The organism is Azohydromonas australica DSM 1124 (genome assembly GCF_000430725.1).
In the GTDB taxonomy this organism is placed as follows: Bacteria; Pseudomonadota; Gammaproteobacteria; order Burkholderiales; family Burkholderiaceae_C; genus Azohydromonas; species Azohydromonas australica.
Genome location: NZ_AUMO01000087.1, coordinates 1 through 24,616, shown reverse-complemented (window position 1 = coordinate 24,616; position 24,616 = coordinate 1). Strand labels below are relative to the sequence as shown.

Sequence of the window (24,616 nt, the reverse complement as noted above, 5' to 3'; positions counted from 1 at the left end):
ACTTGCCCACCGGCGCGCCAACACTCTCAATCATTCATGCCTTGCCGGCTGCATGTCATCAAATATCGACCGCAGACGGCATGGCATCAGGCCCAAGTGAGGTTTACCGTGCATTCAGCTTCCTCACATGCGCAAGCGCGGATTCGAGCATGCCGCGCAACACGGGTTGAACGGCTGCAGCCTTGTCGGGCTCGAACTCGAAGGGCGGCGCTTCGTTCATGTACAGGCTCTGGCACATCTCGAGCTGGATGGCATGGATGGCGTCTTCCGGACGACCATAGTGGCGGGTGATGTAGCCGCCCTTGAAGCGGCCGTTGACCACGATCGTGAATGGCGATTTCCCCGCTACCGTGATGACCTGCTTGAGCAAGTCGCCGTCGCAGCTCTTGCCGTCTGCCGTTCCGAAGTTCAGGTCGGGCAGCTTGCCTTCGAAAAGACGCGGCAGGACGCTTGCAATGGAGTGGGCATCCCACAGCAGCGCACAGCCGTGCTCGGCCCGGATGCGGGCAAGCTCCGACGTCAGCGCATCGTGATAAGGACGCCAGTAGCCCTCAAGGCGGCGGGCCTGCTCGGCCGCGTCCGGCTCTTGCCCCGGGGCATATAAGGATTCACCAGGAAATGTCTCGGTAGGGCACAGGCCCGTGGTGGTTTTCCCAGGATAGAGGCTTTCCCCGTTGGGGGGCCTGTTCAGGTCGATCACGTAGCGGGAGAGCTTCGCCTGGAGCACCGACGCTCCCATGCTGGCCGCAAACTCATACAGGCGGTCGAGATGCCAATCGGTGTCGCGCAACACCGAGGCCACATCATTCATCTGAGCCGCAATATCGGCCGGCAGCTCGGTCCCCAGATGGGGAATCGAGAGCAGCAGCGGTTGTGTGCCGCGGGTCAGCGCGTAAACCGGACTTTCTTGCGTCATGCAATTTCCTTGGCGAGAGCAGGACAATAGTTCAGGAATCAGCACGGATTACCTGCGGGCAATATCTGGCACCCTGCGGTGACCAAAACAGCCGCCTGTCACGAGTACGGCCGCTGCCCTGTCAATCGGGCGCACGGATTCGGACGGTAAAGCACGTAGGGCGGCATCATGCGCACCCGCCCGGCAACACCGGCCAACCCCAGGAACGGTTAAGTATTGAATCGCTTTTATTGAAGTTGCCAAGGCGCTTGAGGCGCGCTCCTACGCTGGCGTCCATCACAACCGCCTTCCCAGAACAGAAAGGCCATCGATGGAAAGCTACGACGCAATCGTGATCGGCGCAGGAGTGATCGGCAGCTCGGTCGCGTACCACCTGGCGCGCTTTGGTGCCCGCAACGTGCTGGTGCTCGACCGCACGCAGATCGGCGCTGGTACCACGTCCCAGTCCTCCGGCATCCTGCGCACGCACTACTCCGTGATGGAAAACGTGGAGATGGCCAAGGCCTCGTGGTCCATTTTCAACGATTTCTCGGGCTACCTCGACGACGAGGAAGCCTCGGCGGGCCTCGTCAAATGCGGCTACCTGGTATGCGCCCCCGAGGGTTCCAAACTCGAGCCGCTGCGCTCGGCGCTGGCCGGACAGCAGGCCCAGGGCATCGAGGTGCGCCTGCTCGACCAGGCCCAGGCCCGCGAGCTGTTGCCCATCGCCAAGTTCGATGACGCCGCGCTGATCGGCTACGAGCCCGAGGCCGGCTTCGCGGACGCGTACATGGTCGCCACCGGCTTTGCCCGCGCCGCGCGCCGCAAGGGCGTGAAGATCATGGAAGGCGTCAACGTCGAACGCCTGCTGGTCGAGGGCGGCAAGGTCGTCGGCGTCGAGACCTCGCGCGGCACCTTCCACAGCAACACCGTCGTCAGCACCCAGAACATCTGGGCCAAGGACATCGAGCGCTGGACCGGCGTCGCCTCGCCGGTGGTGCCCGAGCGCCACGCCGTGCTGGCGCTGGAAGGCCCCGAGGCCTACAGTTTCCAGATGCCGGTGTTCAAGGACTTGGGCTCGCCGGGCATGCTGTATTGCCGCAGTTACGGCGGCAACCAGATGCTCGTGAGCGAGGGCACCGTGGGCGAGACCCTGGCCCAGCCGGACAACGAGCAGGGCGACATCTCGCTGGACTACATCGTGGACGTCGGCGCCCAGGTAGCGGAGCGCTTCCCCAGCTACGAAACCGCGGGCCTGGCCTCCTCGTGGACCGGCGTCTACGACGTCACGCCCGACTGGAACCCGGTGCTGGGCCGCCTGCCCGAAGTGCAAGGGCTCGTGGTGGGCTACGGTTTCTCCGGCCACGGCTTCAAGCTTTCCCCGGCCGTGGGCCGCGTGCTGGCCCAGGAAGCCCTGGGCCTGGCCACCGACGTGCCGCTGGCGCCCTACTCGATCGAACGCTTCCGCAACGGGCGGCTGCTCACCGGCAAGTACGGCCTGGGTGCCGTGTCCTGACCCGAAGCCGTCACCTTCTCAACCACCGATTCATACCACCATGCATATCCTCGTTCCCGTCAAGCGCGTGGTCGACTACAACGTCAAGGTCCGCGTGAAGGCCGATGGCACCGGCGTCGACACGACCGGCGTGAAGATGTCGATGAATCCCTTCGACGAAGTCGCGGTCGAGCAGGCCGTGCGGCTGCGCGAGAAGGGCATCGCCACCAAGGTCACGGTCGTGACCTGCGGCGCGCCCATTGCGCAGGACGTGCTGCGCACCGGCCTGGCCATGGGTGCCGACGCGGCCATCCTGGTCGATACGGGCGCCAGCCCCGCGGCCATGGATTCGCTGGGCGTCGCACGCGTGCTGCAGGCCCTGGTCCAGCGCGAGCAGATCGGACTGGTGCTGTGCGGCAAGCAGGCCATCGACGATGACCTGGGCGCCGTCGGCCCCATGCTGGCGGCCTTCCTGGACTGGCCCCAGGCCATCTCCGTGGGCCGTCTCGCCGCCGAGGGCGGGCAGCTGATGGTGAGCTGCGACGGTGACCAGGGGCTGGAGCAGATGAGCCTGCCGCTGCCGGCCGTGCTGAGCGTGGACCTGCGGCTGTGCGACCCGCGCACCATCTCGCTGCCCAACATGATGAAGGCCAAGAAGGCCGTCATCACCACGCTGCCGCTGGCCGAGCTGGGCCCCGTCCCCGCGGCGCGCAGCAGCGTCGTGGCCGTGACCGAGCCGCCCGCCCGCCAGGCCGGCGTTCGCGTACCCGACGTCGACACGCTCATCGAGCGCCTCAAGAGCCTGCCTGCGCTGCAACCCGCCAACTGAGGACCAAATTCCCATGAAAGCCCTAGTCATTGCCGTTCACGACGCGTATCAACTCGATGCGACCACGGCCCGTCTCGTCACCGCGGCCACCCGCTTGACCCCGGACATCGACGTCCTGGTCATGGGCGCGGATGGCGCCGCCGTGGCGCAGCAGGCCGCGCAGCTCGCCGGCGTGCGCACGGTGCTGCGCGCCGACGCCCATCACCTGGCCTCGCCCAACGCCGAGACGCTGGCACGTCAGATCGGCGCGCTGGCCGACGGCTACCGCTTCATCGTGGCGGCGCACGGCATGGCCGCCCGCGCCGCCCTGCCCCGCCTGGCAGCGCAGCGCGAGGCCACCTTCCTGGCCGACGTGACTGCGATCGAGTCGCCGGAGCTGTTCGTGCGCCCCATGTACGCGGGCAGCGTGCTGGCCAAAGTGCAGGTACCCTCCGGCCAGGTCCTGCTCACGGTACGTCCGGCGGCCTTCGAGCCTTGCGCCACGGGCGCCAATGCGACCGTAACCGACGTGGCGGCCGCCACGCCGGACACGCGCACCGTGCTCATCGGCCGCGACGCGCCGACCAGCAACCGTCCGGACCTGACCCGTGCCGGCGTGGTGGTCGCCGCCGGCCGCGGCATCGGCTCGGCCGAGCACATGAAGCTCATCGACGCCCTGGCCGACAAGCTCGGGGGTGCTGTCGGCGCGTCGCGCGCTGCGGTCGATGCCGGCTTCGCGCCCAATGCCATCCAGGTCGGCCAGACCGGCAAGACCGTGGCGCCGGACGTCTACTTCGCCTTCGGCATCTCCGGCGCCATCCAGCACCTGGCCGGCATCAAGGACGCCCGTGTGATCGTGGCCGTCAACAAGGATGCCGACGCGCCCATCTTTTCCGTGGCGGACCTGGGTCTCGTGGGCGACCTTTTCGAGGTGCTGCCCGCGCTGACCAGGGCACTGCCTCAACTGCGCAGCGCAGCATGAACGCAGTCGCCCTGCCTTGCGGCGTCCAGCGCTTCGCGCTGGACGACATCCCGGCCGAGCCGTGGCGCAACGGCGGGGGCCTGACACGCACGATCGCCACCGCCTCGCAAGGCGGCCAGGTGATCTGGCGAGTCAGTGCCGCCGACATCACGCGGGCGGGGCCCTTTTCCCGCTTCCCCGGGATGAACCGCAGCGCGGTGCTCATCGAAGGCGAGCGGCTCGAGCTCACGGGCGGCCGCCGGCAGATCGCCTTCTCCGGCGTGGGCCATACGGCGCACTTCGACGGCGACGAGTCGCTTTTCGCATCGCGCCCGGAACAGCAGGTGCGGCTGTGGAACGTGATGACGCGCCGCGGCCAGGCCATGACCAGCGTCGCGGAGCATCGCAACAGCGCCGTCGACCTGAAGTCCGGCTGCACGGCCTTCGTGCTGGTCCTCAAGGGCCAGTACCTGCTCGAAGACGCCGGCGGCGACGCCGGGACGCTGGCTGCCGGTGAGGGCCTGGACCTGCGCCAGCCCGGCGCTGCCGTGACGCTCAAGCCCGCGAGCGGCGACTGCAGCCTGATCTACACCGAAATCTATTCCGATACCTAGAGCTGTTTCATGACCTCCCAGGACCTCCTTGCCCAGTACGGCCCGCGCGATTCGATGGAATACGACGTGGTAATTGTTGGCGCCGGCCCGGCGGGCCTGGCCACGGCGATCAGACTCAAGCAGCTTGCCGCCTCCCAGAACAAGGAAGTGTCGGTCTGCGTGCTGGAGAAGGGCTCCGAGCCCGGCGCGCACATCCTCTCGGGCGCCATCATGGACCCGAAGGCGCTGACCGAGCTGATTCCCGATTGGAAGGCGCTGGGTGCGCCACTGACGCAGGAGGTCCAGCAGGACCAATTCCTCTTCCTCACCGAGACCGGCGCGCGCGCTACGCCGCCCAGCCTGCTGCCGAAGTGCTTTCAGAACCACGGCAACTACATCGTCAGCCTGGGCAACGTGGTGCGCTGGATGAGCGGCCAGGCCGAGGCGCTGGGCGTCGAGATCTTTGCGGGCTTTGCCGCAGCGGAAGTGCTGTACGCGCCGGACGGCTCCGTGCGTGGCGTAGCTACCGGGAACCAGGGCCTGGACAAGGACGGCCAGCCCACGGACAGCTTCCAGCTCGGCATGGAGCTGTGCGCCAAGTACACGGTCTTTGCCGAAGGTGCGCGCGGACACCTGGGCAAGCAGCTGATCGCCAATTTCAAGCTCGACGAAGGCCGTGACCCGCAGAGCTACGGCATCGGGCTCAAGGAGGTCTGGGAGATCGACCCGGCCTTGCACCAGCCCGGGCTGGCCATGCACACCGCCGGCTGGCCGCTGGAGGCGGACACCTACGGCGGCTCCTTCCTGTACCACGCGGAGAACAACCAAGTCTTCATCGGCTTTGTGGTCGGGTTGGACTACAAGAACCCCTGGCTGAGCCCGTTCGACGAATTCCAGCGCTTCAAGACGCACCCGGCCATCCGCAAGGTGCTCGAGGGCGGCAAGCGGCTGAGCTACGGCGCGCGCGCCATCACCGCCGGCGGCCTGCTGTCCCTGCCCAAGACGGTCTTCCCGGGCGGCGCGCTGGTGGGCTGCGACGCGGGCTACCTGAACGTCAGCCGCATCAAGGGCAGCCACGCCGCCATCAAGAGCGGCATGCTGTGCGCTGAAAGCCTCTTCGAGGCGCTGCAGGCGGGCAGGAGCGGCGACGAGCTCAGCGCCTACCCTGCGGCGTTCGAGAACAGCTGGCTGCACGCCGAGCTGCAGCAGGCCAAGAACTTCAAGCAGTGGTTCAAGCGGGGACGGCAGACGGCCGTGCTGATGACGGGTATCGAGCAGTGGCTGTTGCCCAAGCTGGGCGTCAAAGCGCCGCCCTGGACGGTGCACCGCAAGGGCCCGGACCACATCTATCTGCAGCCTGCCAGCGAGGCCCGCAGGATCGCGTATCCCAAGCCCGACGGGAAAATCAGCTTCGATCGGCTTTCCTCGGTATTCTTGAGCAATACCAATCACGAGGAGAAGCAGCCCGCCCATCTGACGCTGCGGGATACGGCTGCTCCTGTGACGGTCAACCTGTCGAAATACGCGGGACCGGAAAGCCGCTACTGTCCGGCCGGCGTCTACGAGTTCGTGCCTGAGCAAGGAGGCAGCGAGCGCCTGCAGATCAACGCGCAAAACTGCCTGCATTGCAAGACCTGCGACATCAAGGACCCGACGCAGAACATCGTCTGGGTGACGCCCGAAGGTGGCGGAGGTCCGAATTACACCGGCATGTGATGACCAGGAGATTGCTTCGCGCATCGTTCCTCATCCCGACGCTGTGCTTTGCCGTCCTGGTGACCAGCAACGGGATCATCAGCACGCATATCTCCTTGCAGCTTGGGAAATCCGGCTACAGCGTTCCCGACATCGGGCTTGTGCAGGCGGCCTATTTCGTTGGTCTGGCAATGGGATCGCCGCTGGCGGTCGCCCTGATTGCCCGGATCGGCGAGCGCCGGCTCTTTGCGCTTTGCACGGCCATTGGCGCCGCCGCCAGCGCCGGCCACCTGGTGCAGGCGGATCTGGTGTTGTGGTCAATGTTGCGCCTGGTGATGGGAATCTGCCTGGCGGGTGTATTCACCAGCATGGAAAGCAGCCTGCACGCCGCCGTCAGCAACGACGTCAGGGGCCGGCTGTTCGCCTACTACCAGCTCGCCACCTATGCCAGCATTTCAGGCGGCCAGTTTTTGCTGAGCGCAGCATCCGGCAGCAGCATCGAACCTTTCGGGCTGACCGCGGCATTGCTCTTCACAGCCTCGCTGCCCGCTCTTGCACGTGCCCGGGATAGCGACAATTCCGCCGAAAAGCTCCATCATTTTTCCAAGGCGTCGTTCAGCGACTATCGGAAGGTTCTGGAGTGTTGCTCATTGAGCATGGTCGCATCGGGACTGTCGGGCATTTTTCTCAGCAGCTTCTACACGCTGTTGCCGGCAGCGGCGGCGGGACTTGGATTGCACGAGCAAGAAGTCAGCAGTTTCATCGGCATTGGGGTTGGAGCGGCGCTTTTTTGCTTGTGGCCCGTAGCACGGCTTTCCGATGGCATCGGCAGGCCGCGGACACTGCTCTTCATTTCGTCCGTCATTTGTGCATCGGCCGCCATGCTCTTCTCGTATCCCAGCCCACAAGCGTTGTCCACCTGGGGACTGGCTTACTCTGCAGCCATTTTCTGCGTTTACGCCCAGGCCACCTCGGACGCGAATGACCGCCTTCCCTCTTCGATGCAAGGTGCTGCCGTTGCCATGATCCTCGCGACCTATTCGCTCGGGGGCTGCCTGGGCCCGGTCCTGACGTCGTTGTGGATGGATAAATCAGGGCACGCAGGCTACTTTTCAGTCGTGTTCGGCTCGGGGCTGGTGCTGTGGCTTTCCTCATTTTTCACATTGCTGCGCAGGAAAAAGGAGTCGCGACTCCTGATGCGGACCTGAAGTTCGAATCTGGCCCTTTTCATGAAGCAAACGACTGACAGTGACTCAAATTCTTTGGCGGCAGCTCGGGCCGATCGAAAGACAGTCCTGGGTGACACCCTTCGACGTCGCATCATCAGCATGGAAATGGTTCCCGGCGCATTGGTCGACGAGTTGGCCCTCGCAGAGGAATTCGGCATCTCGCGGGCACCGGTACGCGAGCTCTTGAGGCAGCTCGCAGCCGAAGGCTACATCGAGCTCGAAGCCAACAAGGCAACCCGTGTTTCATCGATGAGCCTTGATTCATTAAAGAATTTCCTCCGGGCTGCCCCGATTATATATATTGCGACCGCACGCCTGGCAGCAGTCAACGCCACCGCAGTTGAAGTCAATGAGTTGAAAGCCATTCAGAAGAGATTCAGGTCAGCCATTGAGCAAGGGGACCTTGAGGGCAAAATAATCCATAACGATGCTTTTCATCTTCACATCGGGAAGATGGCCAGCAATGCGTATCTGATGCCCAGCCTTCGCCGCCTGCTGATCGATCATGCCCGGCTGGGAAGGAATTTCTACCGGCATCCAGCCGCCCGGGACATGCAGCAGGACCTGGAAACGGCCGCGGCCCAGCATGACCTGCTCATCGACGCCATTGAACGCCACGACGCAAATGCGGCGGCCGAGCACGTACGCGCCCACATGGAGCTGTCGCGACATCGCATGGCTCAATATGCTGTTCCCGAGGGAGCGGCTGCATCTCGCGCCGGCTGAGAGGCCCACGATGGCCTCGGGTGACTTCTCCTGGGACAACCCGGCCACATGGACCGGTGCACTGGACGCTGTCCCTGCGGCACGGGCACCTGCGCCAAGATGGCGACAGTGCATGCCAAGGGCCAACTGTCGCTGAACCACGATTTCCGCCACCAGGGCATGCTGGGCAATGTGTATACGGGCCGACTGGTGGAGGCAACCACCCTCGGTGGCAGGCATGCGGTGATGCCTACCATCATCGGCAGGAGCTGGAGCCAGAGCTTGAATACCTTCGTCCTGGATCCGGATGATCCGTTCACCGAAGGCTTCTCGCCAGGCGACATCTGGGCATGAGCAGATATTGCTCGCATCGGTCTGCTCAAAACCGCGCCAGCGGCCCGCTGGCGCGGTGCCAAACGTCGAAGGCCGCGTGACGCATCACGCGGCCCGAAATGTGCGAAAGCAGCTCGGCGCACAATGGTTGTCACCAATAGATCGTGCGAGCTGCCTCAGGAGCTGCCGCACCAAGGTGCGGCAGCACTGGCAAGCTGGGTCAGAAGCTGTGCGTTATGCCAACGCCGTAGGTATTGGCGGAATCCGCGACGAATTTCTTGTGCGCGATCTCGCTATACACGGTGGTCCGCTTCGACAGGGCGTAGAAGGCGCCGCCGCCGTAGACCTTCACGGCCTTGACGCCGTCAACGTCGACCTGGCCATAGCCGCCCTTGAACGTGGTGGCGCCCAGGCTGTATTCGACGCCAGCCGTCAGTGCCTTGGCCTTGGACTCGCCGGCCTTGCTCACGTTGTAGGCAGCCATCACGGCCAGGGAGCCGAACTTGTACTTGGCACCGAACTGGTTGTCGGTATTGCCGGCACTGTTTCTGCTGTGGGCCGCCATGGCAGCCACGCTGCCTTGGTTGTACGTCAGGGCTGCGCCGATCGGGCGGCGCACGTCGCCATCCACCTTTTCCGGCGAGCCGCTCAGGTGCAAGGCAAAGCCGCCGAAGGTCGGTGAATCATAGAAAATGCCATTGTTCAGACGGCCATAATCGGGCGTGCCGTTGTTGGCGCGGGGGTCCGACGGAAAGTTGTAGTGCCAGGTATCCCAGGCCGGCGACGCCACCCGGTCAAAGTTGTACCAGGGGTCGAATTGCCAGTCGACGCTGTTGACGGCATCGAGGCGGCGACCGAACTTGATTGTGCCGAAACTGCCCTTGAGTCCGATGGTCGATTCATCGTGCCAGAACGGCTTGGTCGAGCTCTCCAGCGCGCCCGTGCCGGTGTCGAAGCGGGAGCTGAGCCTGAAGATCGCCGCCAGGCCGTTGCCCAGGTCTTCGCTGCCGCTGAATGAAATGTAGCTACGCTGAATCGGGCCCACGTTCCACGTGCGGTTGGTATCTCGATAGACGCCGACATCCAGATAGCCTGAGATGTTGACACTGGACTGCGCATGGACAGACGACAGGCTCAGCATCAGGACAGCCGCGGGAATCGCGTATTTTGCGCTCACGACGTTTTTCATTTTTCGGAACTCCTCACATGACGATCATGTACCGGCACCTTGCCGTTTGACTTTCTGTTGCTGTCAACGTGGCCGGATACCGGCTCCCATCATTGCCCCGTCTATTTGAAAACTGAAGGCAATACTCATCCAGCCTCGAAACCTCAGGTTTCGAGAGGGGACTGATTCCAAATTGCGACCGTGAGACACGGTGCGCAGCGCTGTGCTCACCCGGGGCCGTCGCGTCCGCACTGGCGTTTCACCGGGACCATTGATTTACTGCCGGCCACCCGGACCGGAGACTCGGCCCGTGCTGTTATGCAGGCTCAGCCGTAACGACAGCCTCGATGCTGGCAATTACGAACACGAGGCAACCTTTGACGGAGTAGGTGGCATGCCTGCTACCCGCCTCATAGACAACCACGTCGCCAGGCCCGTGCCGCGCTCCGCCCTGGTCGCAGAAATCGCCCTGGTAGACCTGGACCAGCTCCGTACTCGGGTGGACATGCTGCGGGCCTCGAGCGCCTGCATCGACGCGCATCCAGTAAGCCTGCCAGGATTGCCGCGAGTACGATGGCAGCGCAATCCAGTGGTAGCCCGGCACGGCACACTCACCCAGAAACATCGGCTGCCAGTCGTCGTCGTGCAGCTGATAGCGGGTGGCGATGGCGCCGGGTTGCAGCCCCTTGGGCGACGGAAGTACAGCGGGCACTCGGTGATCCTCGAAGCGGTTGCCGGAAGTCGGTCGGTTGGCCGGCCAGGTCCAGCGGCCGACCGTCCGGTTCATGCCTTCGTCTGCGCCGTTATTCGTCGAGATCGCTCACCATCATCAGGGCTTCGCTACCGCCGGCGGCGCTGACGTTGATGGATGTCATGCGCTCGCGCACCAGGCGCGTCCAGTCGTACAGGCCATCGGGGCCGCGCGTGACCAATTCGACGAAGGCAAGCGGCCAGCTCGCGGCCACTCGCTTGCGCAGTGCTTGGGCCTGCTCGCCGGAGTAGGCGCTCAGCACGGCAGCCGGCTTGAGCGGCGAGCTCAGCGATTCGCGCATCGCATCGAACAGCGTGCACTGCTCGGCGCCGAGGACCTGCGCCAGCACGCTGGTCTCGCCAGTACGCGGCAGCATGACGCTCGCTCCGACAGCCACCGCGGTCATGGCCTGGGCCACGAAGTCGTCCATCGTCGGCCCCATGCAGAGTGCGGCACCGCGAGGCAGGTACTCCAGCGTGTTCTCCTCGCCGCTCAGGGCAGGCAGCCCGCGCGGCAGGCATTGCTGGGCCACGGACTGGAGAGCATCGAGCTGGGCTTGTTGCGGCGCAGGCAGGAGACCGGGACGCGCTGCAGCCGTGCCGGCAGCGAGCCGTCTGAGCAGCGTGGCACGTTGCTCGATGGTCCTGCGCAGGTGCTGGTTCCGTTCCTCCAGGCTCTCTCCCTTGGCAACGGGATACTCCATGAACTTCGCACTGGAGAGATTGCGCCGGGGCGCGAAGGGACCTTCGTTGCTCGTCGCCAGCACGTGCAGCGGCTGGACCAGGCGTGACAGGAAGAGCGAACCGCTGATGCTCGGTCCCGTGCCCGCATGCCCCATGCCGCCTTCGACCTGCATGCCCACGCGAGCCGTGTGAATAGCGCGGTTGACGAAGATCGCCTCGGCAGTGGACTGCGTCAGCACCTGGCCCGTGGTTTCGTTGATGCGGGTGTGCAGCCCCAGCGTGGCGACGTCGGCCTGCGTGTTGAGCTGGGCGAGCAGCGCCTCGAGCTCATGGGCTTTCCACCGCACCACGTGCAGGATAGGCCCGCGCACGTTCTGGTCGATCTGTGCCAGCGCCTGCATGTCACCGACGTCCACGATGGCCGGTTGGACGTACAGGCCTTGCGTCGATCCGTGATGCCGCGTGGTCCTGATCACGCGCAGCCCCTTGGCCTCCATGCGTGCCAGGTAGGCGTCGGCCTGGTCTTGGATGGCCTGCGTTGCCACGGGACCGACGTCCGTATCGGGCTCGCGCGGGTCGCCCACCGAACGCTCCAGCAGCATGGCACCCAGCATCCCGATGATCTTGTCCGCCACCGAGTCCTGCAGGCACAGCAGCTTGAGCGATGCACCCTTCTGCCCCGCGCAGTCATAGGCCCCGAAGACCGCGTCGGAAATGACTTGCTCGGGCAGGGCCGAGCTGTCCACGATCATCGCGTTGAAGCCGCCGGTATTGGCCATCAGCGCCGGAGCGTGCGGCAAGGTTGACACCGCTTCACGAATGTCCGCTGCCGTCTTGGGCGTGCCGGTAAAGAGCACGGCCGCCACCCCAGGGTCGCGCACCAGTGCCGCACCGACCGTGCCGCCGGCACCCAGCAGCAGCTGCAGGGCATTGGCCGGCACGCCGGCGGCGTGGAAGGCTTTGACCGCCTCATGCGCCACCAGCGAGGCATGCGACGACGGCTTGGCCACCACCGCGTTGCCGGCCAGCAGCGCGGCCGCGATCTGGCCTGCCAGCGTGTACAGCGGAGCACTTGACGAAGTGACGACAGCCACGGTTCCCAGCGACTTGGCCGCTGTCACGGTCGGATCGGTGGCCGCCTGGGCCACGTAAAGCCGGCACAGATCCGTGACGCGGCGGATTTCCTCTGCGGCCTCGGCAGGTGTCTTGCCGCACTCCAGCACCAACAGCGCGCCCAGCCGGGCAGCGCTGCTTTCCATGGCTTGTGCGGCAGCCGTGATCATCTGCATGCGCTCCGACAGGGAGCGGCTGCCCCAGGCCTTCTGTCCTTCCTGGCTGGTGCGCAGCGCCTGGGCCACGTCAGCGACGCCAGAGCTGGTGTAGGTACCGACCTGCTCATTGCGAGCCGCGGGATTGAGCACCACGACCGGCTGCTGCGCGGCGGCACTGGACGCGAACGCGCACAGCGGCTCGATGGCGGGGCGACTCTCCATCAGACGCCGGTACTCGGCCTGCAGCGCGGCCCTGTCGGACAGGGCCACCACGGCCGAGCCCTTGCGCCAGGACGGCAGATGGGGCGGCAGGGGAATGCCGGGATTGGGTTGGCCACGGGTCTGCGCGGCCTTGGCCACCGGATCGGCCACGATGTCCTCGATGCGCACGTCCGTGTCGACCACCTGGTTCACGAAGGACGTATTGGCGCCGTTTTCCAGCAGTCGCCGCACCAGGTAGGCCAGCAGCGTCGCGTGCGGTCCGACCGGCGCGTAGATGCGGCAAGCCCGGCCCAGGTTGGAGGGGCCCACGATCTGGTCGTAGATGGATTCGCCCATGCCATGCAGGCACTGGAACTCGTAGGCCTTGTCGCCCGCCAAGGTGTGGACCGCGGCGATGGAAAAGGCGTTGTGCGTGGCGAACTGGGGGAAGATCGCGTCCTGCGCGGCCAGCAAGGCCTTGGCGCACGCAAGGTAGCTGACGTCCGAATGCACCTTGCGGGTGAACACGGGGTAGTTGGCCGTGCCCTCGGCTTGGCAGCGCTTGATCTCCGTATCCCAGTAGGCGCCCTTGACCAGGCGCACGAGGATGCGGCGCTGCGTGGAGCGGCCCAACTCGATCAGCCAGTCCACCACCGCGCGTCCGCGCTTCTGGTACGCCTGCAGCGAGATGCCCAGGCCCGACCAGCCCTGCAGCTCCGGCGCGTGGGCCAGACGCTGCAGCATCTCCAGCGTCAGCGGGAAGCGCGCCGACTCCTCCTGGTCCAGGTGAAAGCCGATGTCGTAGCGGCGGGCCGCGCAGGCCAACTTCAGCAGCCGCGGATACATCTCCTCGATCACCCGGCCATGCTGGCTGACCTCGTAGCGCGGGTGCAGGCCCGTGAGCTTGACCGAGACGCCCGGACCCTCGATGGGCCCCTGCCCCTTGGCCGTCTTGCCGATCTCCTCGATGGTATGCAGATAGGCTTCGTAGTAGGCGTCCGCATCCTCGGGCGTCAGCGCGCCTTCGCCGAGCATGTCGTACGAGTAGCGGTATCCCCGCTTCTCACGGCTGCGCGCCTCGGCGATGGCCTCCTCGATGGTCTGGCCCGTCACGAACTGCTTGCCCAGCAGCCGCATCGCGTAGGCCACGCCGGCGCGCACCACGCCTTCGCCGCCCTTGCGCAGCACGTTGGACAAGGCTGCAGCCAGCGCCTGCTCGTCGGGCTTCTTCAGCAGCTTGCCGGTGACGAACAGGCCCCAGGCGGTCGCGTTGACGAAGAGCGAAGGCGAGTTGCCCGCATGCGCGCGCCAGTCCTGGTCCACGATCTTGTCGCGGATGAGCTTGTTGCGGGTTTCCGTGTCGGGCACACGCAGCATGGCCTCGGCCAGGCACATCAGCGCCACGCCCTCGCGGCTGTCCAAGGAAAACTCCTGCGTCAGCAAATCAATGCCCCCGGCATCGAGCCGCGACTTGCGCACGCCCTGGGCAAGCCGCGCTGCCAGCGCCTGCGTGGTGCTGAGCTGCGCGGGTTGCAACGCGGCTTCCTTCATAAGGGCGGCCACTGCCGTGGCCTCATCCACCAGGTCCGCCGCGTCGATTCTTGCGCGCAGCGTAGACAGAAGATCTGCCGACGGGCCCACAGCGTAGTTCTCGGTATACATGGGATTTCTTTGGGCGTTGAAAGTGGCTGTTGTCATGATCAACCTGCAATACCGCGCAAGCGTTCCGTGCGCCGGCGCAGCAGTTCCAGCGAGATGAGAAGCAAAGCCGACATCACGACCAGAACGGTGGCGACTGCCAGGATGGTGGGGCTAAGTTGCTCGCGTACACCGGACCACATCTCGCGCGGCACCGTGCGCTGGTCGCCACTGGCGAGGAAGATGGCCACGACGACTTCGTCGAACGATGTTGCGAACGCAAACAGTCCACCCGAGATGACGCCCGGCGCAATCAGCGGCAGCTTGACACTCATAAAGACACGTAGCGGCGAGGCGCCGAGGCTGCGGCCCGCACGCGTGAGGTTCTCGTTGAAACCCGCCAGCGTCGCCGTCACGGACACCACGACAAAGGGCACCCCCAACGCGGCGTGCGCCACGACGAGCCCGAACAGGTTGTTGACCAGGCCCAGGGGACTGAAGGCGAAGTACACGCCGACAGCCGTGATGATGAACGGCACGATCATGGGCGACAGCAGCAGGCCGCGGACGACGGCACCACCCTTGAGTCGCGGATGCATCAGGCCCAGCGCTGCCAGCACGCCCAGCACGCAGGCCAGCAGCGTGGAGGAGATACCCACGATCAGCGTGTTCGTCAGCGCCAAGCGCCACTCCGGCCGGCTGATGAACTCCTCGTACCAGCGCAGGCTCACACCTGCCATCGGGTACGTGAAGTAGGGTTCCGAGTTGAACGACAGAGGAATGACGACGAGGATCGGTATCAGCAGGAATACCAGCACCCCAAGGGAGAAGGCGACATGGGCATAGCGGCCCAGGGCACCCCACACGGAAACGTAGGCGGGAAACTTCAACATGCCATTACCCCAGTTTGACGCCGCTGCCGCCGGTCAGGCGAGAGAAGATGGCGTAGACGCACATGACGCCGACCAGAAGACCCGTTGCCAGTGCGCAAGCCAGACCCCAGTTCAAGGTCGTGTTCACGTGGTTTGCGATGTAGTAGCTCACCAGCTGGTCGTCTGGGCCGCCCAGCATGGCCGGCGTGATGTAGTAGCCCACGGCCAGGATGAAGGTCAGCAGCAGCGCGGCGGCGACGCCGGGCAGCGTGTGCGGGAAGTACACGCGCCAGAAGGAGAGGACGGGGCCCGCACCCAGCGAGCGGGACGCACGCATGTAGATCGCCGGCACGCTCTTCATGACGCTGTACAGCGAGAGAATGGCGTAGGGCAGGAGGATGTGCGTCATGGAGATCAGCACGCCCCAGCGGTTGTAGATGAGCGTCAAGCCCTTGTCCGACAGTCCGAAGTACGCCAGCAGGCCGTTGAGGATGCCGTTGCTCTGCAGGACTACCATCCATGAGATGGAGCGCACCAGGAACGACGTCCAGAACGGCAACAGCACCATGATCATGAAGATGTTGCTGTACTTGGCCGGGATGTTGGCCAGGAAGTAAGCCACCGGATAGGCGATCACGAGGCACAGCACGCTCACAAGCAGGCCAACCCAGACCGTGCGCACGAAGACATCGACGTAGACACGCTGGTCCTCAGGCTGTCGGACGATGGCACCGCTGTCATCGCGCTCCAAGTCGAAAGCCTTCAAGTAGAAGTCCAGCGTCCAGGCCGACGAGGTGCGCTTAAGCGCAGACCAGGCCTGCTTCTCACCCCAGCGCGAATCGATGCTGGTCAGTCGCAGCTGCCAGTTGTCCACCGCGTCGGCGCTGTCAAGCTGACGCGCCGTCTTGATGAGCAGGCTGCGCATCCCAGAGTTCTCGAAATTCAGCCGCATGGCGACCTTGGTCACACCGGCGGAAGCCTTGCCCGCGCGCAAGTCATCGGCCAGCGCCGCAAAGGCTGCCTCGCCGGGGATTTCCGAATGCTTGGGATCCCAGGCATTGAGCGCCTGCGTGGTGCGTGGCATTTCCTGAGACACCAGCGGGTCGTGGACGCTCTTGATCAGCAGGTTCCCGATAGGGACCAGGAACGAGAACAGCAAGAACGCCAGCAGCGGGGCGATCAGGATGTAGGCGCGAATCTGACCCATGCGCTCAGCTTTGCGAAGCCGAGCCTTGAGCTGGTGCTTCCCTGTGCCCCCGATCGAATTTTGATCGGCGTTACAGGCCGCGCTTGAAACGTCGAGAGATATGCTCGTCATGGCCGCTATGGATTTCCGCTGGTTTCTGATCGTCCGCTGCTGTTGGCTGCGCAAGTTACTTGCGGTTCAGCCAAGCCGCGAATTTCTGGTTCAGATCGTCGGCATGGTCGGCCCAGAATTCCGGGCTGACGTTAAGTGCGCCAGCCATGTTTTTTGGCGCCGTGGGCAGGTAGGGCGCAACCTTGGCATCGACGTAGCGCAGCGAGGACTTGCGTGCCGGCCCATAGGCGGTCAGCGGTGCAAGCGCAGCCAGGGTTTCAGGTTCCGTCGCGTAGCGGACAAAAGCCTTCGCCTCCTTGAGGTTCTTGGCACCCTTGACGATGGCATAGCCTTCGATGTTGGTCAGCTGGCCGTCCCAGAGGAAGTCAAAAGGCTTCTTGTCGGACACGATGGCGCTGTAGATGCGGCCGTTGTACGCGCTGGACATCGTCACTTCCCCATCGGCAAGAAGCTGGGGCGGCTGCGCGCCCGTTTCCCACCAGACCACGGAAGATTTGATGGTGTCGAGCTTCTTGAAGGCACGCTCGACGCCAGCGTTGGTTGCCAGGAGCTTGTAGACCTGGTCGGCCGGCACGCCATCAGCCAGCAATGCCCATTCCAGGGCACCGTCCGGGGCCTTGCGCAACGCACGCTTGCCGGGGAACTTCTTCAGGTCAAAGAAGTCGGCGATCTTCGTGGGTGGCGTCGCACCGAACTTGTCTTTGTTGAAGACGATCAGCGTGGACCAGGTGATGCTGCCGGCTAGGCACTCGCTCACCGCGCCGGGCAGGAAATCGTCCACCGCCTTCATGTCGCCCACCGGCGCAAGATCCACTGCCGGATTGATCTTCTCCAGCAGCCCCTCGTCACAGGCACGCATCGCGTCGGCCAGCTGCATGTCAACCACGTCCCAGGTCACATTGTTGGTCTGGACCTGGGTGCGCAACTGTGCGATGCCGCCGTTGTAGGTATTGGACTTGATACTGACCTTGTTCTTGGCTCCGAACGGACGCACGGCCGTTTTCTCTTGGGCGTCCTGCCACGCTCCGCCCCAAGATGCAAAGCTCAACTCCGACGCGTTTGCAGCGCCTGCCATGAGCAAAGCGACAGCCGCGGAAGCCACACAATTTCGTGCGCGCATGGTGAATCTCCTGGAAATTAAAACGTTGTTGAATGTGCCGCCGGAAGCCCGTGCTTTCTGTTATTGCAGGGCGCAGCAGGCTTCCGCCTTCCAACCCAAATTCAAGGTGTCGCCGCTCTGGATGCGGCGCCCCTCCCCGTCGTTGGAAACCTTCACGATGAAATCACCCGCCAGGTTGGCATCGCAGACCAGCCGCAGATGGTCACCGTAGTAAATGACGTCCTTCACCTTGGCGTTGAACACGTTCTCGCAGCCTGCGGCCTGCGAGCCCAGCAGTACGCGCTCGGGACGAAGCGACAGGGTGACCTGTGATCCCGCGGTGATGTCGTGTCCGGCCATGGCGGTGACTTGCACGCCCTGCTTCAGTTTCACGCTGCACAGCGCGCCTTCACGCCGGGTGACGGCACCCTGGAGCTGGTTGCTCTCGCCGATAAAACCGGCCACGAAAGCATTCTCGGGACGTTCGTACAAATCCGAGGGCGACGCCAGCTGCTGGATTCGGCCATTTTCGAAAACGGCCACCCGGTCCGACATGGTCATGGCTTCGCCTTGGTCGTGGGTGACATAGACGGTGGTCAGGCCGCTGGCTTCATGAATGCGCTTGATTTCGTACTGCATCTGCTCACGCAGCTGCTTGTCCAGCGCGCCCAGCGGTTCGTCCATCAGCACCAGCGCGGGCTCGAATACCAGCGCGCGGGCCACGGCGATGCGCTGTTGCTGGCCGCCGGAGAGTTGGGCCGGCATGCGGTCGGCGAATTTCTGCATGTTTACCATTGCCAGCGCCCGCTTGACCTTGGCCTCGATGTCGCTTTTAGCGACCTTGCGAACCTTCAGCGGGAATGCCAGATTCTCGGCCACCGACATATTGGGAAACAGCGCATAGCTCTGAAACACCATGCCGATGTTGCGGCGCTCTGGCGGAATCCGGTTGATTTCCCGGCCCTTGAGCAGAATCTGGCCGCTGGTGGCGGTCTCGAATCCCGCGAGCATCATCAAACACGTTGTCTTGCCTGAGCCCGACGGGCCCAGCATCGTCAGAAACTCGCCCTCTTCAATACTGAGGTTCAAGTTCTTGACGACGAGGTGCTCGCCATCGTAGGTCTTTTGCACATCCTTGAACAAGACGATTGTTGACATTGCTGAATCTCGCGTACTAGAGTGCCCTTGCACTTGCCACATCAGGAATAGAGAAATTCAAACGCCAACCGGGAAGGCTTGCCATGGATGTCAATTCCGCAAGGTTCGGGAGCGCTTGAACAAATTCGAAATTCGTTGATGTGGGGCATGGGAACGAAGCGTATGCACAGGCACACCAGTTCCTGCAAACCGCACCTCAAGTGATTTTTTGCATCAGCGGCACTTATGCCAATGAAGACATTTGGTGCAGTTTTTAATCGTCAATCGGTATATTCACTAATAAGGTGCAGCTTGCGCACCATATCGGAGCCCTGCTGGAGCCCACGCCCATGACCCTGTTGTCATGCCCGCGTCACGACAAGGTCTGACGGCGCACTGGTTGCCGCGAGGGCGCAGCGACCGGCCAGGTGGGGCGCTGCTGCGAGGGCGGCGCAGGACAGCTGGTGTGCACGGGTGTGCCCGCGTCTAGTGCGTCTGGTCATCGCAAGCTCATGAGCGCGGCGGGCTGCCAGCCTACGGTCATGCAGGCGTCATCCCTGAACAGCAAGTTGCGCTTTCACCCATCGAGCTGCTCTGCCACCAGCATGGCGGCCATGCCAGGCGCCTCTACTCGTTGACCATGGTGCAGATCACCTCCTCCGGCAACCCGAAGGTCCTGACCATTTCAATGGTCAGCTTCCTCTTCATCGCCACGCGGATAAGGCTTTCTATTTCCTTGGGCATGCGACCCAGCTCGCCTTCACGATAGACCAGGTAGAAAGACCGGCTCAACGCGGGGTAAGGGCCCTGCGCGTTGCGGAAGCTCGTCAGCGGCACGGTGCGCAGCATCGAGCTGAACTGGCGCGACTGCCACAGGCACATGGGGGTGGTGATCGCGAAGCCGATGCCGGCCGACACCAGGCTCAGCAACGGGTCGGTGGTATCGAACTCGCAAGTTCTCTCCAGCGATTCGCCCGTGCGCTCCAGGTAGGCATCGATCTGCTTGCCGATCGACGAGCGCGCCGAATAGCGAATGAGCGGCAGGCTCTTGCCCAGCTTTGTGAGCGAACCGAAATCGTCGGACTTGTACTGCGCCGGCAAGGCGACCACGTACTGCTCGGAGAACAGGTTGACGCGCTGCACTGCGGGGTGAGGCGTTCCCATGCTGGTGCTGACCACGATGTCGAGTTCGCGGTTCTCAAACTGAGCTTCCAGCGTCGGCGTGATGCCTGACCACAGCCGCACCTGCTGCGACGTACTGCTGATGCCCTGAAACAGCAGCGGGCCGACGTTCGCGGCGAACGAGTCCACGCAGCCGATGCGTATCACCAGCATCTTGGCACGGCTGATGTTGCGCACGCCCTCGAACACCTCGGGCGCACGCCGCAGCAGGTCGTTGGCGCCTTCGTAGAGCCTCATCCCGGCGGCCGTCGGTCGTGCGGGCCGCGTGCCGCGGTCGAGCAACTCGACACCCATCTTGGATTCCAGGAGTTTGAGCCGCATCGATACTGCCGCCTGCGACAGCTCAAGCCGGCGGGCGGCTTCCGATACGGACTCCGATTCCACAGTGGCTACCCAGGCAGCCAGGAGGTTCCAGTCCGGGTATTGGTCGTAGGCGGTTTGAGACATGGCGGAATCTGCGGACTTATGCGCCGGCGGTCGGCAAGGAGCTTCTCATTTCAGTCGCGCGGCGCCCTGGGGAAGGCTTAAAAGGCAACGACCACGGGGTCAACGATGGACCAGTCTTTTAATTAGTATAAGTGAATCTGATGCTATGCGTGGGTCTGCGCATCACTTCCACACTGATTGCGTGAACCCGGCGAAGTTGGCGACTGCTTTGCCACCCGTCATGCACCCAGAGGACTTGCGATGAACTCCATGCCTGAATTCACTCAGCCGACCAACGAGCCCGAACTTGCCTACGCCGAGGGCGCCGTCGAGTGGAAGCAACTGCAGCAGCATTTGTCCAACCGCGAGGTCGTGGACATTCCGGCCGTCATCGGCGGTCAGAAGATCTACTCGGACGACGTCGAAGAACTGCACGCGCCGCATGACCGCTCCCGGCTGCTGGCACGCATTCACCGCCCCACCGAAGGCCAAGTGCGCCAGGCCATTCAGAGCTCGCTGGACGTCGCGGCCGACTGGGCCAGCATGCCCTTCGCCGATCGCGCCGCGATCATGCACCGTGCCGCGGCCATCATCAGCGGCCGCATGCGTCACCGCATCAACGCAGCCACCATGCTGGGGCAGAGCAAAACCATTGACGAAGCCGAGCCCGACAGCGCCTGCGAGCTGGTCGATTTCCTGCGCTTCAACACCCACAACGCCCGCCACATCCGCGACAGCCAGCCCACGTCGCCGCGCACGGCGCAGAACCGCACCGACTGGCGACCGCTGGAGGGCTTCGTCTATGCCGTGTCGCCCTTCAACTTCACGGCGATCGGCACCAACCTGTCCTGCGCACCGGCCCTGATGGGCAACGTGGTGCTGTGGAAGCCGGCCAACCGTTCCACGCTGGCCAACTACATCTTCTTCGAGGCGCTGGAGCAGGCTGGCCTGCCAGCAGGCGTGATCAACTTCGTTCCGGGCCGCGCCACGATGGTCACCGACGAGGTGCTGGCATCGCCGCACTTCGCCGGGCTGCACTTCACGGGCTCTTCCGAGGTGTTCAGCAACCTGTGGAAGCGCGTGGGCAGCGGCATCGACAAGTACCGCACCTTCCCGCGCCTGGTGGGCGAGACGGGCGGCAAGGACTTCGTGCTGGCCCACCCGTCGGCTGACGCTTCCGAGGTGGCCATCGCACTGGTGCGCGGTGCCTTCGGCTACCAGGGCCAGAAGTGCAGCGCGGCATCGCGCGCCTACGTGCCGCGCAGCCTGTGGACCAAGGTCAGCGCGCAGATGAAGTCGATCCTGGCCGAGCTCAAGGTCGGTGACGTTGCGGACCGCTCGACCTACATGGGCGCCGTGATTGACCAGAACAGCTACACCAAGATCACCACGTACCTCAAGGCCGCCAAGGACGATGCGCGGGTCAGCGTGGTGGCCGGCGGCGGCTTCCGCGACGATCCGGGCTTCTTCATCGAGCCCACGGTGCTCAAGGTGGAGGACCCCCGTCACGTGCTGATGTGCGACGAGCTGTTCGGACCGGTGCTCACCGTGTTCGTCTACGACGACAACGAGTGGACCACGCTGCTGCCGTTGATCGACTCCACGAGCAAGTACGCTCTGACGGGATCTATCTTTTGCACCGACCGCAAGGCACTGCGCCAGGCGCAGGAGGTGCTGGTCAACGCCGCGGGCAACCTGTACCTCAATGACAAGCCCACCGGTGCCATCGTGGGCCAGCAGCCCTTCGGCGGCGGTCGCGCCAGCGGCACCAACGACAAGGCAGGCTCGTGGATGAACCTGCTGCGCTGGACCTCGCCGCGCGTGGTCAAGGAGACCTACGCGCCGCCGCGCAGCTGGTAAGCACGCCCGCGCACTGACGTCGCGCGGGCCCGTGTGGGTTCGCGCACACCTTCACTGCGGCGCCACACGCCATGGCGGGCTCGCCTTGAGCCCGCCATGGCGCACCATCGGCATGGCCTGACCGAGGTCGGCGCATGCCGCCGGTGCATCCCTGGGCTGCCCGCATCCAGCAGATCCTCCCCGCCAGGATCAGGTACATGTCGCATCCCGAGTTGCCAATCGCCCATGCCCAAAGGGCCGCGCTGCACAACGAGATCCATGCGCGTCCGCCTGAGGCCATGGCGCTGCCGCTGGCCATTTCCCACGTCGTGATGACGTGCGATGCTCAGCAGCGTGAGCTGAGCCGGCATCACCTGGCAGTCCTGCTGCGCAACCATCACTTGCCTCCACCCGACGCGCAATGCAGCCATCTGCGTGCGGACCTGGGAGGCTTCCGGTTGCGTTGGGAACTGCATACCGAATTCGTGACCTGGACGTTTTCCAGGCCGCTTCACATTGACCGGGAGCCCAGTGTCGATCTGGTCGAGACCCTGTCCGCATCCCGCGACACCGCCTATGCCTCGGTCCCCCAGGAGTGGGTCCAGAGGCTGCCTGGGCGAACCCTGAGCGCGATGCATCTCTGGGTGCTTCCCGACGCTGCCGCCGACACCAGCACTACGGGCTGCTCCGCCAGCATGGCGCGCCGGCTGATGAACGAGGAGATGCTGGTGGCCAGCGGCGTGGCACACGGGCAGGCCTGCATCTACAGCGATTTCGCCATCCACGCAGATGGCTTTTCACGGATGCTGCTGCTGTGCGACGGACTCGATGCGCGCAGGCTCGGGCGTCTGGTGCAGCGGCTGCTGGAAATAGAGACCTACCGCATGGCCGCGCTGCTGGCCCTGCCTGCCGCGCGCAAGGCTTCTGGGCTGCTGGCTGACGCCGAGCGAGAGCTGGCCGCACTGTCCCAGGCTATCCAGAGTGCCCAGGGCCGTGATGAGCAGGCCCTGCTCGACCGGCTTACGCGACTGGCTGCGCAGGTGGAGAGCCACTATGCACAGACCCATGCCCGCTTCTCCGCAAGTGCTGCGTACTTCGAGCTCCTGGACCGGCGCCTGAAGGACATTGCCGAGAGCCCGTTACCGGGGCTGCAGACAGTGGGCCGCTTCCTGGAGCGAAGGATGTCTCCCGCTCGCAGTACCTGCGCCTGGACGGCGCACCGGCAGGACGCGCTGTCGCAGCGCGTGTCACGCGTGAGCAACCTGCTCAGGACTCGTGTCGAGATCGAGCAGCAGCTCAACAGCCAGGCGCTGCTCAAGGCGATGAACGAGCGACAGCAGGTGCAGCTCCAGCTCCAGTCCGCCGTCGAAGGCCTATCGGTGGCAGCGATCACGTACTACATCGTGGGCCTAGCGGGATACCTGGCCAAAGGGGCACAGAAGGCCGGACTGCCGCTGAATCCAGAGCTGACCTCGGCCGCCGCGATACCGCTGGTCGCCCTTTGCGTGTGGTTGTCGATCCGCCGCATCCACAAGCGCCTGGCGCGAGACAGGAAAGGGCCACCTGCACAGGTCCATGCCCACGAAAGGCCCGTGCCCCTGTGCGCATCGACGCCATCGACTCAACGCATTTTCCCGACCACAACCCCGTGAGCCCCACATGAGCAACACGCGTCTTTCCTACGTATCGACTGCAGCCTCGAATCCTTGGCAAACCTACCTGTCGCAAGTCGACCGCGTGATCCCGTACCTGGGCAGCCTGGCACGCTGGGCCGAGACGCTCAAGCGGCCCAAGCGCGTGCTGATCGTGGACGTGCCCATCGAGATGGACGACGGCAGCGTGCGGCACTTCGAGGGCTACCGCGTGCAGCACAACCTCAGCCGTGGCCCCGGCAAGGGCGGCATCCGCTTCCACCCGGACGTGACGCTGGACGAGGTGATGGCGCTCTCGGCGTGGATGACGGTCAAGACCGCCGGCGTGGGCCTGCCCTTCGGCGGCGCCAAGGGCGGCATCCGGGTTGATCCGTCGCAGCTCTCGGTCAAGGAGCTGGAGCGCATGACGCGGCGCTACACCAGCGAGATCGGGCTGATCATCGGCCCGCAGCGCGACATCCCGGCGCCGGACGTCAACACCAACGCCCAGGTCATGGCCTGGATGATGGACACCTACTCCATGAACACCGGCGCCACCGCCACCGGCGTGGTCACGGGCAAGCCCATCCACCTCGGCGGCTCGCTGGGACGCGTCAAGGCCACGGGTCGCGGCGTGTTCGTCACCGGGCGCGAGGCGGCGCGGCGCATCAACCTGCCGCTGGACG

General features: G+C 64.5%; 20 protein-coding genes. 11 read left to right on the top strand and 9 right to left on the bottom strand.

Annotated elements, in window-relative coordinates:
• Positions 1–103 precede the first annotated feature (103 nt).
• Positions 104–916 (bottom strand): N-formylglutamate deformylase, encoded by an 813-nt coding sequence (gene hutG, locus H537_RS0114900; protein WP_028998544.1) that lies wholly within the window; start codon positions 914–916, stop codon positions 104–106.
• Positions 917–1,226: 310 nt separating this feature from the next.
• On the opposite strand from hutG, the gene H537_RS0114895 reads away from it, so the two are divergent.
• The 8 genes from H537_RS0114895 (at position 1,227) to H537_RS55630 (ending at position 8,735) form a co-directional block, all read left to right on the top strand.
• Positions 1,227–2,411 carry an NAD(P)/FAD-dependent oxidoreductase gene (locus H537_RS0114895; protein ID WP_028998543.1) on the top strand — a complete coding sequence of 395 codons (1,185 nt, stop codon included), beginning with the start codon at positions 1,227–1,229 and terminating at the stop codon, positions 2,409–2,411.
• Between the two features lie 40 nt (positions 2,412–2,451).
• On the top strand, positions 2,452–3,219 hold the full coding sequence (locus H537_RS0114890) for an electron transfer flavoprotein subunit beta/FixA family protein (protein ID WP_028998542.1): 768 nt from the start codon (positions 2,452–2,454) through the stop codon (positions 3,217–3,219).
• A 13-nt stretch (positions 3,220–3,232) separates the two neighbouring features.
• Positions 3,233–4,180 carry an electron transfer flavoprotein subunit alpha/FixB family protein gene (locus tag H537_RS0114885; protein WP_028998541.1) on the top strand — a complete coding sequence of 316 codons (948 nt, stop codon included), beginning with the start codon at positions 3,233–3,235 and terminating at the stop codon, positions 4,178–4,180.
• Complete coding sequence (locus tag H537_RS43190; protein ID WP_051242659.1) at positions 4,177–4,773, top strand: HutD/Ves family protein; 597 nt, start codon at positions 4,177–4,179, stop codon at positions 4,771–4,773. The genes H537_RS0114885 and H537_RS43190 overlap by 4 nt, the downstream gene beginning before the upstream one ends.
• 9 nt (positions 4,774–4,782) lie before the next feature.
• Complete coding sequence (locus H537_RS0114875; protein ID WP_028998540.1) at positions 4,783–6,468, top strand: electron transfer flavoprotein-ubiquinone oxidoreductase; 1,686 nt, start codon at positions 4,783–4,785, stop codon at positions 6,466–6,468.
• Positions 6,468–7,655, top strand: a complete 1,188-nt coding sequence (locus H537_RS0114870; RefSeq protein ID WP_028998539.1) for an MFS transporter — start codon at positions 6,468–6,470, stop codon at positions 7,653–7,655. Before H537_RS0114875 ends, H537_RS0114870 begins: the two co-directional genes overlap by 1 nt.
• Positions 7,656–7,676: 21 nt before the next feature.
• Positions 7,677–8,402: a GntR family transcriptional regulator gene (locus H537_RS51105; RefSeq protein ID WP_084150688.1), complete on the top strand. Its 726-nt coding sequence runs from the start codon at positions 7,677–7,679 to the stop codon at positions 8,400–8,402.
• A 99-nt stretch (positions 8,403–8,501) separates the two neighbouring features.
• Positions 8,502–8,735: a proline racemase family protein gene (locus tag H537_RS55630; protein ID WP_043458876.1), complete on the top strand. Its 234-nt coding sequence runs from the start codon at positions 8,502–8,504 to the stop codon at positions 8,733–8,735.
• Between the two features lie 199 nt (positions 8,736–8,934).
• Here the strand turns inward: H537_RS55630 and H537_RS0114850 are convergent, their stop codons facing one another.
• The 8 genes from H537_RS0114850 to H537_RS0114815 all read right to left on the bottom strand — a co-directional run bounded on the left by H537_RS0114850 (position 8,935) and on the right by H537_RS0114815 (position 20,481).
• Positions 8,935–9,903 carry a porin gene (locus tag H537_RS0114850; protein WP_043458875.1) on the bottom strand — a complete coding sequence of 323 codons (969 nt, stop codon included), beginning with the start codon at positions 9,901–9,903 and terminating at the stop codon, positions 8,935–8,937.
• A gap of 295 nt (positions 9,904–10,198) precedes the next feature.
• Positions 10,199–10,669, bottom strand: a complete 471-nt coding sequence (locus H537_RS43185; RefSeq protein ID WP_084150687.1) for a cupin domain-containing protein — start codon at positions 10,667–10,669, stop codon at positions 10,199–10,201.
• Between the two features lie 16 nt (positions 10,670–10,685).
• Positions 10,686–14,450: a bifunctional proline dehydrogenase/L-glutamate gamma-semialdehyde dehydrogenase PutA gene (gene putA / locus H537_RS0114840; protein WP_156901726.1), complete on the bottom strand. Its 3,765-nt coding sequence runs from the start codon at positions 14,448–14,450 to the stop codon at positions 10,686–10,688.
• A gap of 38 nt (positions 14,451–14,488) precedes the next feature.
• Positions 14,489–15,319 carry an ABC transporter permease gene (locus H537_RS0114835; RefSeq protein WP_028998534.1) on the bottom strand — a complete coding sequence of 277 codons (831 nt, stop codon included), beginning with the start codon at positions 15,317–15,319 and terminating at the stop codon, positions 14,489–14,491.
• A gap of 4 nt (positions 15,320–15,323) precedes the next feature.
• Positions 15,324–16,670 (bottom strand): ABC transporter permease, encoded by a 1,347-nt coding sequence (locus H537_RS0114830; RefSeq protein ID WP_238446695.1) that lies wholly within the window; start codon positions 16,668–16,670, stop codon positions 15,324–15,326.
• Between the two features lies 1 nt (position 16,671).
• Positions 16,672–17,736, bottom strand: a complete 1,065-nt coding sequence (locus tag H537_RS0114825; RefSeq protein WP_028998532.1) for an ABC transporter substrate-binding protein — start codon at positions 17,734–17,736, stop codon at positions 16,672–16,674.
• A gap of 60 nt (positions 17,737–17,796) precedes the next feature.
• On the bottom strand, positions 17,797–18,873 hold the full coding sequence (locus H537_RS0114820; RefSeq protein WP_028998531.1) for an ABC transporter ATP-binding protein: 1,077 nt from the start codon (positions 18,871–18,873) through the stop codon (positions 17,797–17,799).
• A gap of 606 nt (positions 18,874–19,479) precedes the next feature.
• Complete coding sequence (locus H537_RS0114815) at positions 19,480–20,481, bottom strand: LysR family transcriptional regulator (protein WP_028998530.1); 1,002 nt, start codon at positions 20,479–20,481, stop codon at positions 19,480–19,482.
• A 240-nt stretch (positions 20,482–20,721) separates the two neighbouring features.
• Between H537_RS0114815 and pruA the strand changes: the two genes are divergently transcribed.
• The 3 genes from pruA to H537_RS0114800 all read left to right on the top strand — a co-directional run.
• Positions 20,722–22,320: an L-glutamate gamma-semialdehyde dehydrogenase gene (pruA, locus tag H537_RS0114810; protein ID WP_028998529.1), complete on the top strand. Its 1,599-nt coding sequence runs from the start codon at positions 20,722–20,724 to the stop codon at positions 22,318–22,320.
• 197 nt (positions 22,321–22,517) lie between these two features.
• Complete coding sequence (locus H537_RS43180) at positions 22,518–23,951, top strand: DUF3422 family protein (protein WP_084150690.1); 1,434 nt, start codon at positions 22,518–22,520, stop codon at positions 23,949–23,951.
• 7 nt (positions 23,952–23,958) lie between these two features.
• A partial coding sequence (locus H537_RS0114800; RefSeq protein ID WP_028998528.1) for a Glu/Leu/Phe/Val family dehydrogenase occupies positions 23,959–24,616 on the top strand: 658 nt, incomplete at its 3' end.

Bases quoted from the DNA above. Each gene is read 5' to 3' on its own strand.
- H537_RS0114815 (WP_028998530.1), bottom strand. From the start codon at position 20,481: ATGTCTCAAACCGCCTACGACCAATACCCGGACTGGAACCTCCTGGCT.
- H537_RS0114885 (WP_028998541.1), top strand. From the start codon at position 3,233: ATGAAAGCCCTAGTCATTGCCGTTCACGACGCGTATCAACTCGATGCG.
- putA (WP_156901726.1), bottom strand. From the start codon at position 14,450: ATGTATACCGAGAACTACGCTGTGGGCCCGTCGGCAGATCTTCTGTCT.
- H537_RS0114875 (WP_028998540.1), top strand. From the start codon at position 4,783: ATGACCTCCCAGGACCTCCTTGCCCAGTACGGCCCGCGCGATTCGATG.
- H537_RS0114825 (WP_028998532.1), bottom strand. From the start codon at position 17,736: ATGCGCGCACGAAATTGTGTGGCTTCCGCGGCTGTCGCTTTGCTCATG.
- H537_RS43190 (WP_051242659.1), top strand. From the start codon at position 4,177: ATGAACGCAGTCGCCCTGCCTTGCGGCGTCCAGCGCTTCGCGCTGGAC.
- H537_RS0114890 (WP_028998542.1), top strand. From the start codon at position 2,452: ATGCATATCCTCGTTCCCGTCAAGCGCGTGGTCGACTACAACGTCAAG.
- pruA (WP_028998529.1), top strand. From the start codon at position 20,722: ATGAACTCCATGCCTGAATTCACTCAGCCGACCAACGAGCCCGAACTT.
- H537_RS0114895 (WP_028998543.1), top strand. From the start codon at position 1,227: ATGGAAAGCTACGACGCAATCGTGATCGGCGCAGGAGTGATCGGCAGC.
- H537_RS0114835 (WP_028998534.1), bottom strand. From the start codon at position 15,319: ATGTTGAAGTTTCCCGCCTACGTTTCCGTGTGGGGTGCCCTGGGCCGC.
- H537_RS43185 (WP_084150687.1), bottom strand. From the start codon at position 10,669: ATGAACCGGACGGTCGGCCGCTGGACCTGGCCGGCCAACCGACCGACT.
- H537_RS43180 (WP_084150690.1), top strand. From the start codon at position 22,518: ATGTCGCATCCCGAGTTGCCAATCGCCCATGCCCAAAGGGCCGCGCTG.
- H537_RS0114820 (WP_028998531.1), bottom strand. From the start codon at position 18,873: ATGTCAACAATCGTCTTGTTCAAGGATGTGCAAAAGACCTACGATGGC.
- hutG (WP_028998544.1), bottom strand. From the start codon at position 916: ATGACGCAAGAAAGTCCGGTTTACGCGCTGACCCGCGGCACACAACCG.
- H537_RS0114870 (WP_028998539.1), top strand. From the start codon at position 6,468: ATGACCAGGAGATTGCTTCGCGCATCGTTCCTCATCCCGACGCTGTGC.
- H537_RS51105 (WP_084150688.1), top strand. From the start codon at position 7,677: ATGAAGCAAACGACTGACAGTGACTCAAATTCTTTGGCGGCAGCTCGG.
- H537_RS55630 (WP_043458876.1), top strand. From the start codon at position 8,502: ATGGCGACAGTGCATGCCAAGGGCCAACTGTCGCTGAACCACGATTTC.
- H537_RS0114850 (WP_043458875.1), bottom strand. From the start codon at position 9,903: ATGAAAAACGTCGTGAGCGCAAAATACGCGATTCCCGCGGCTGTCCTG.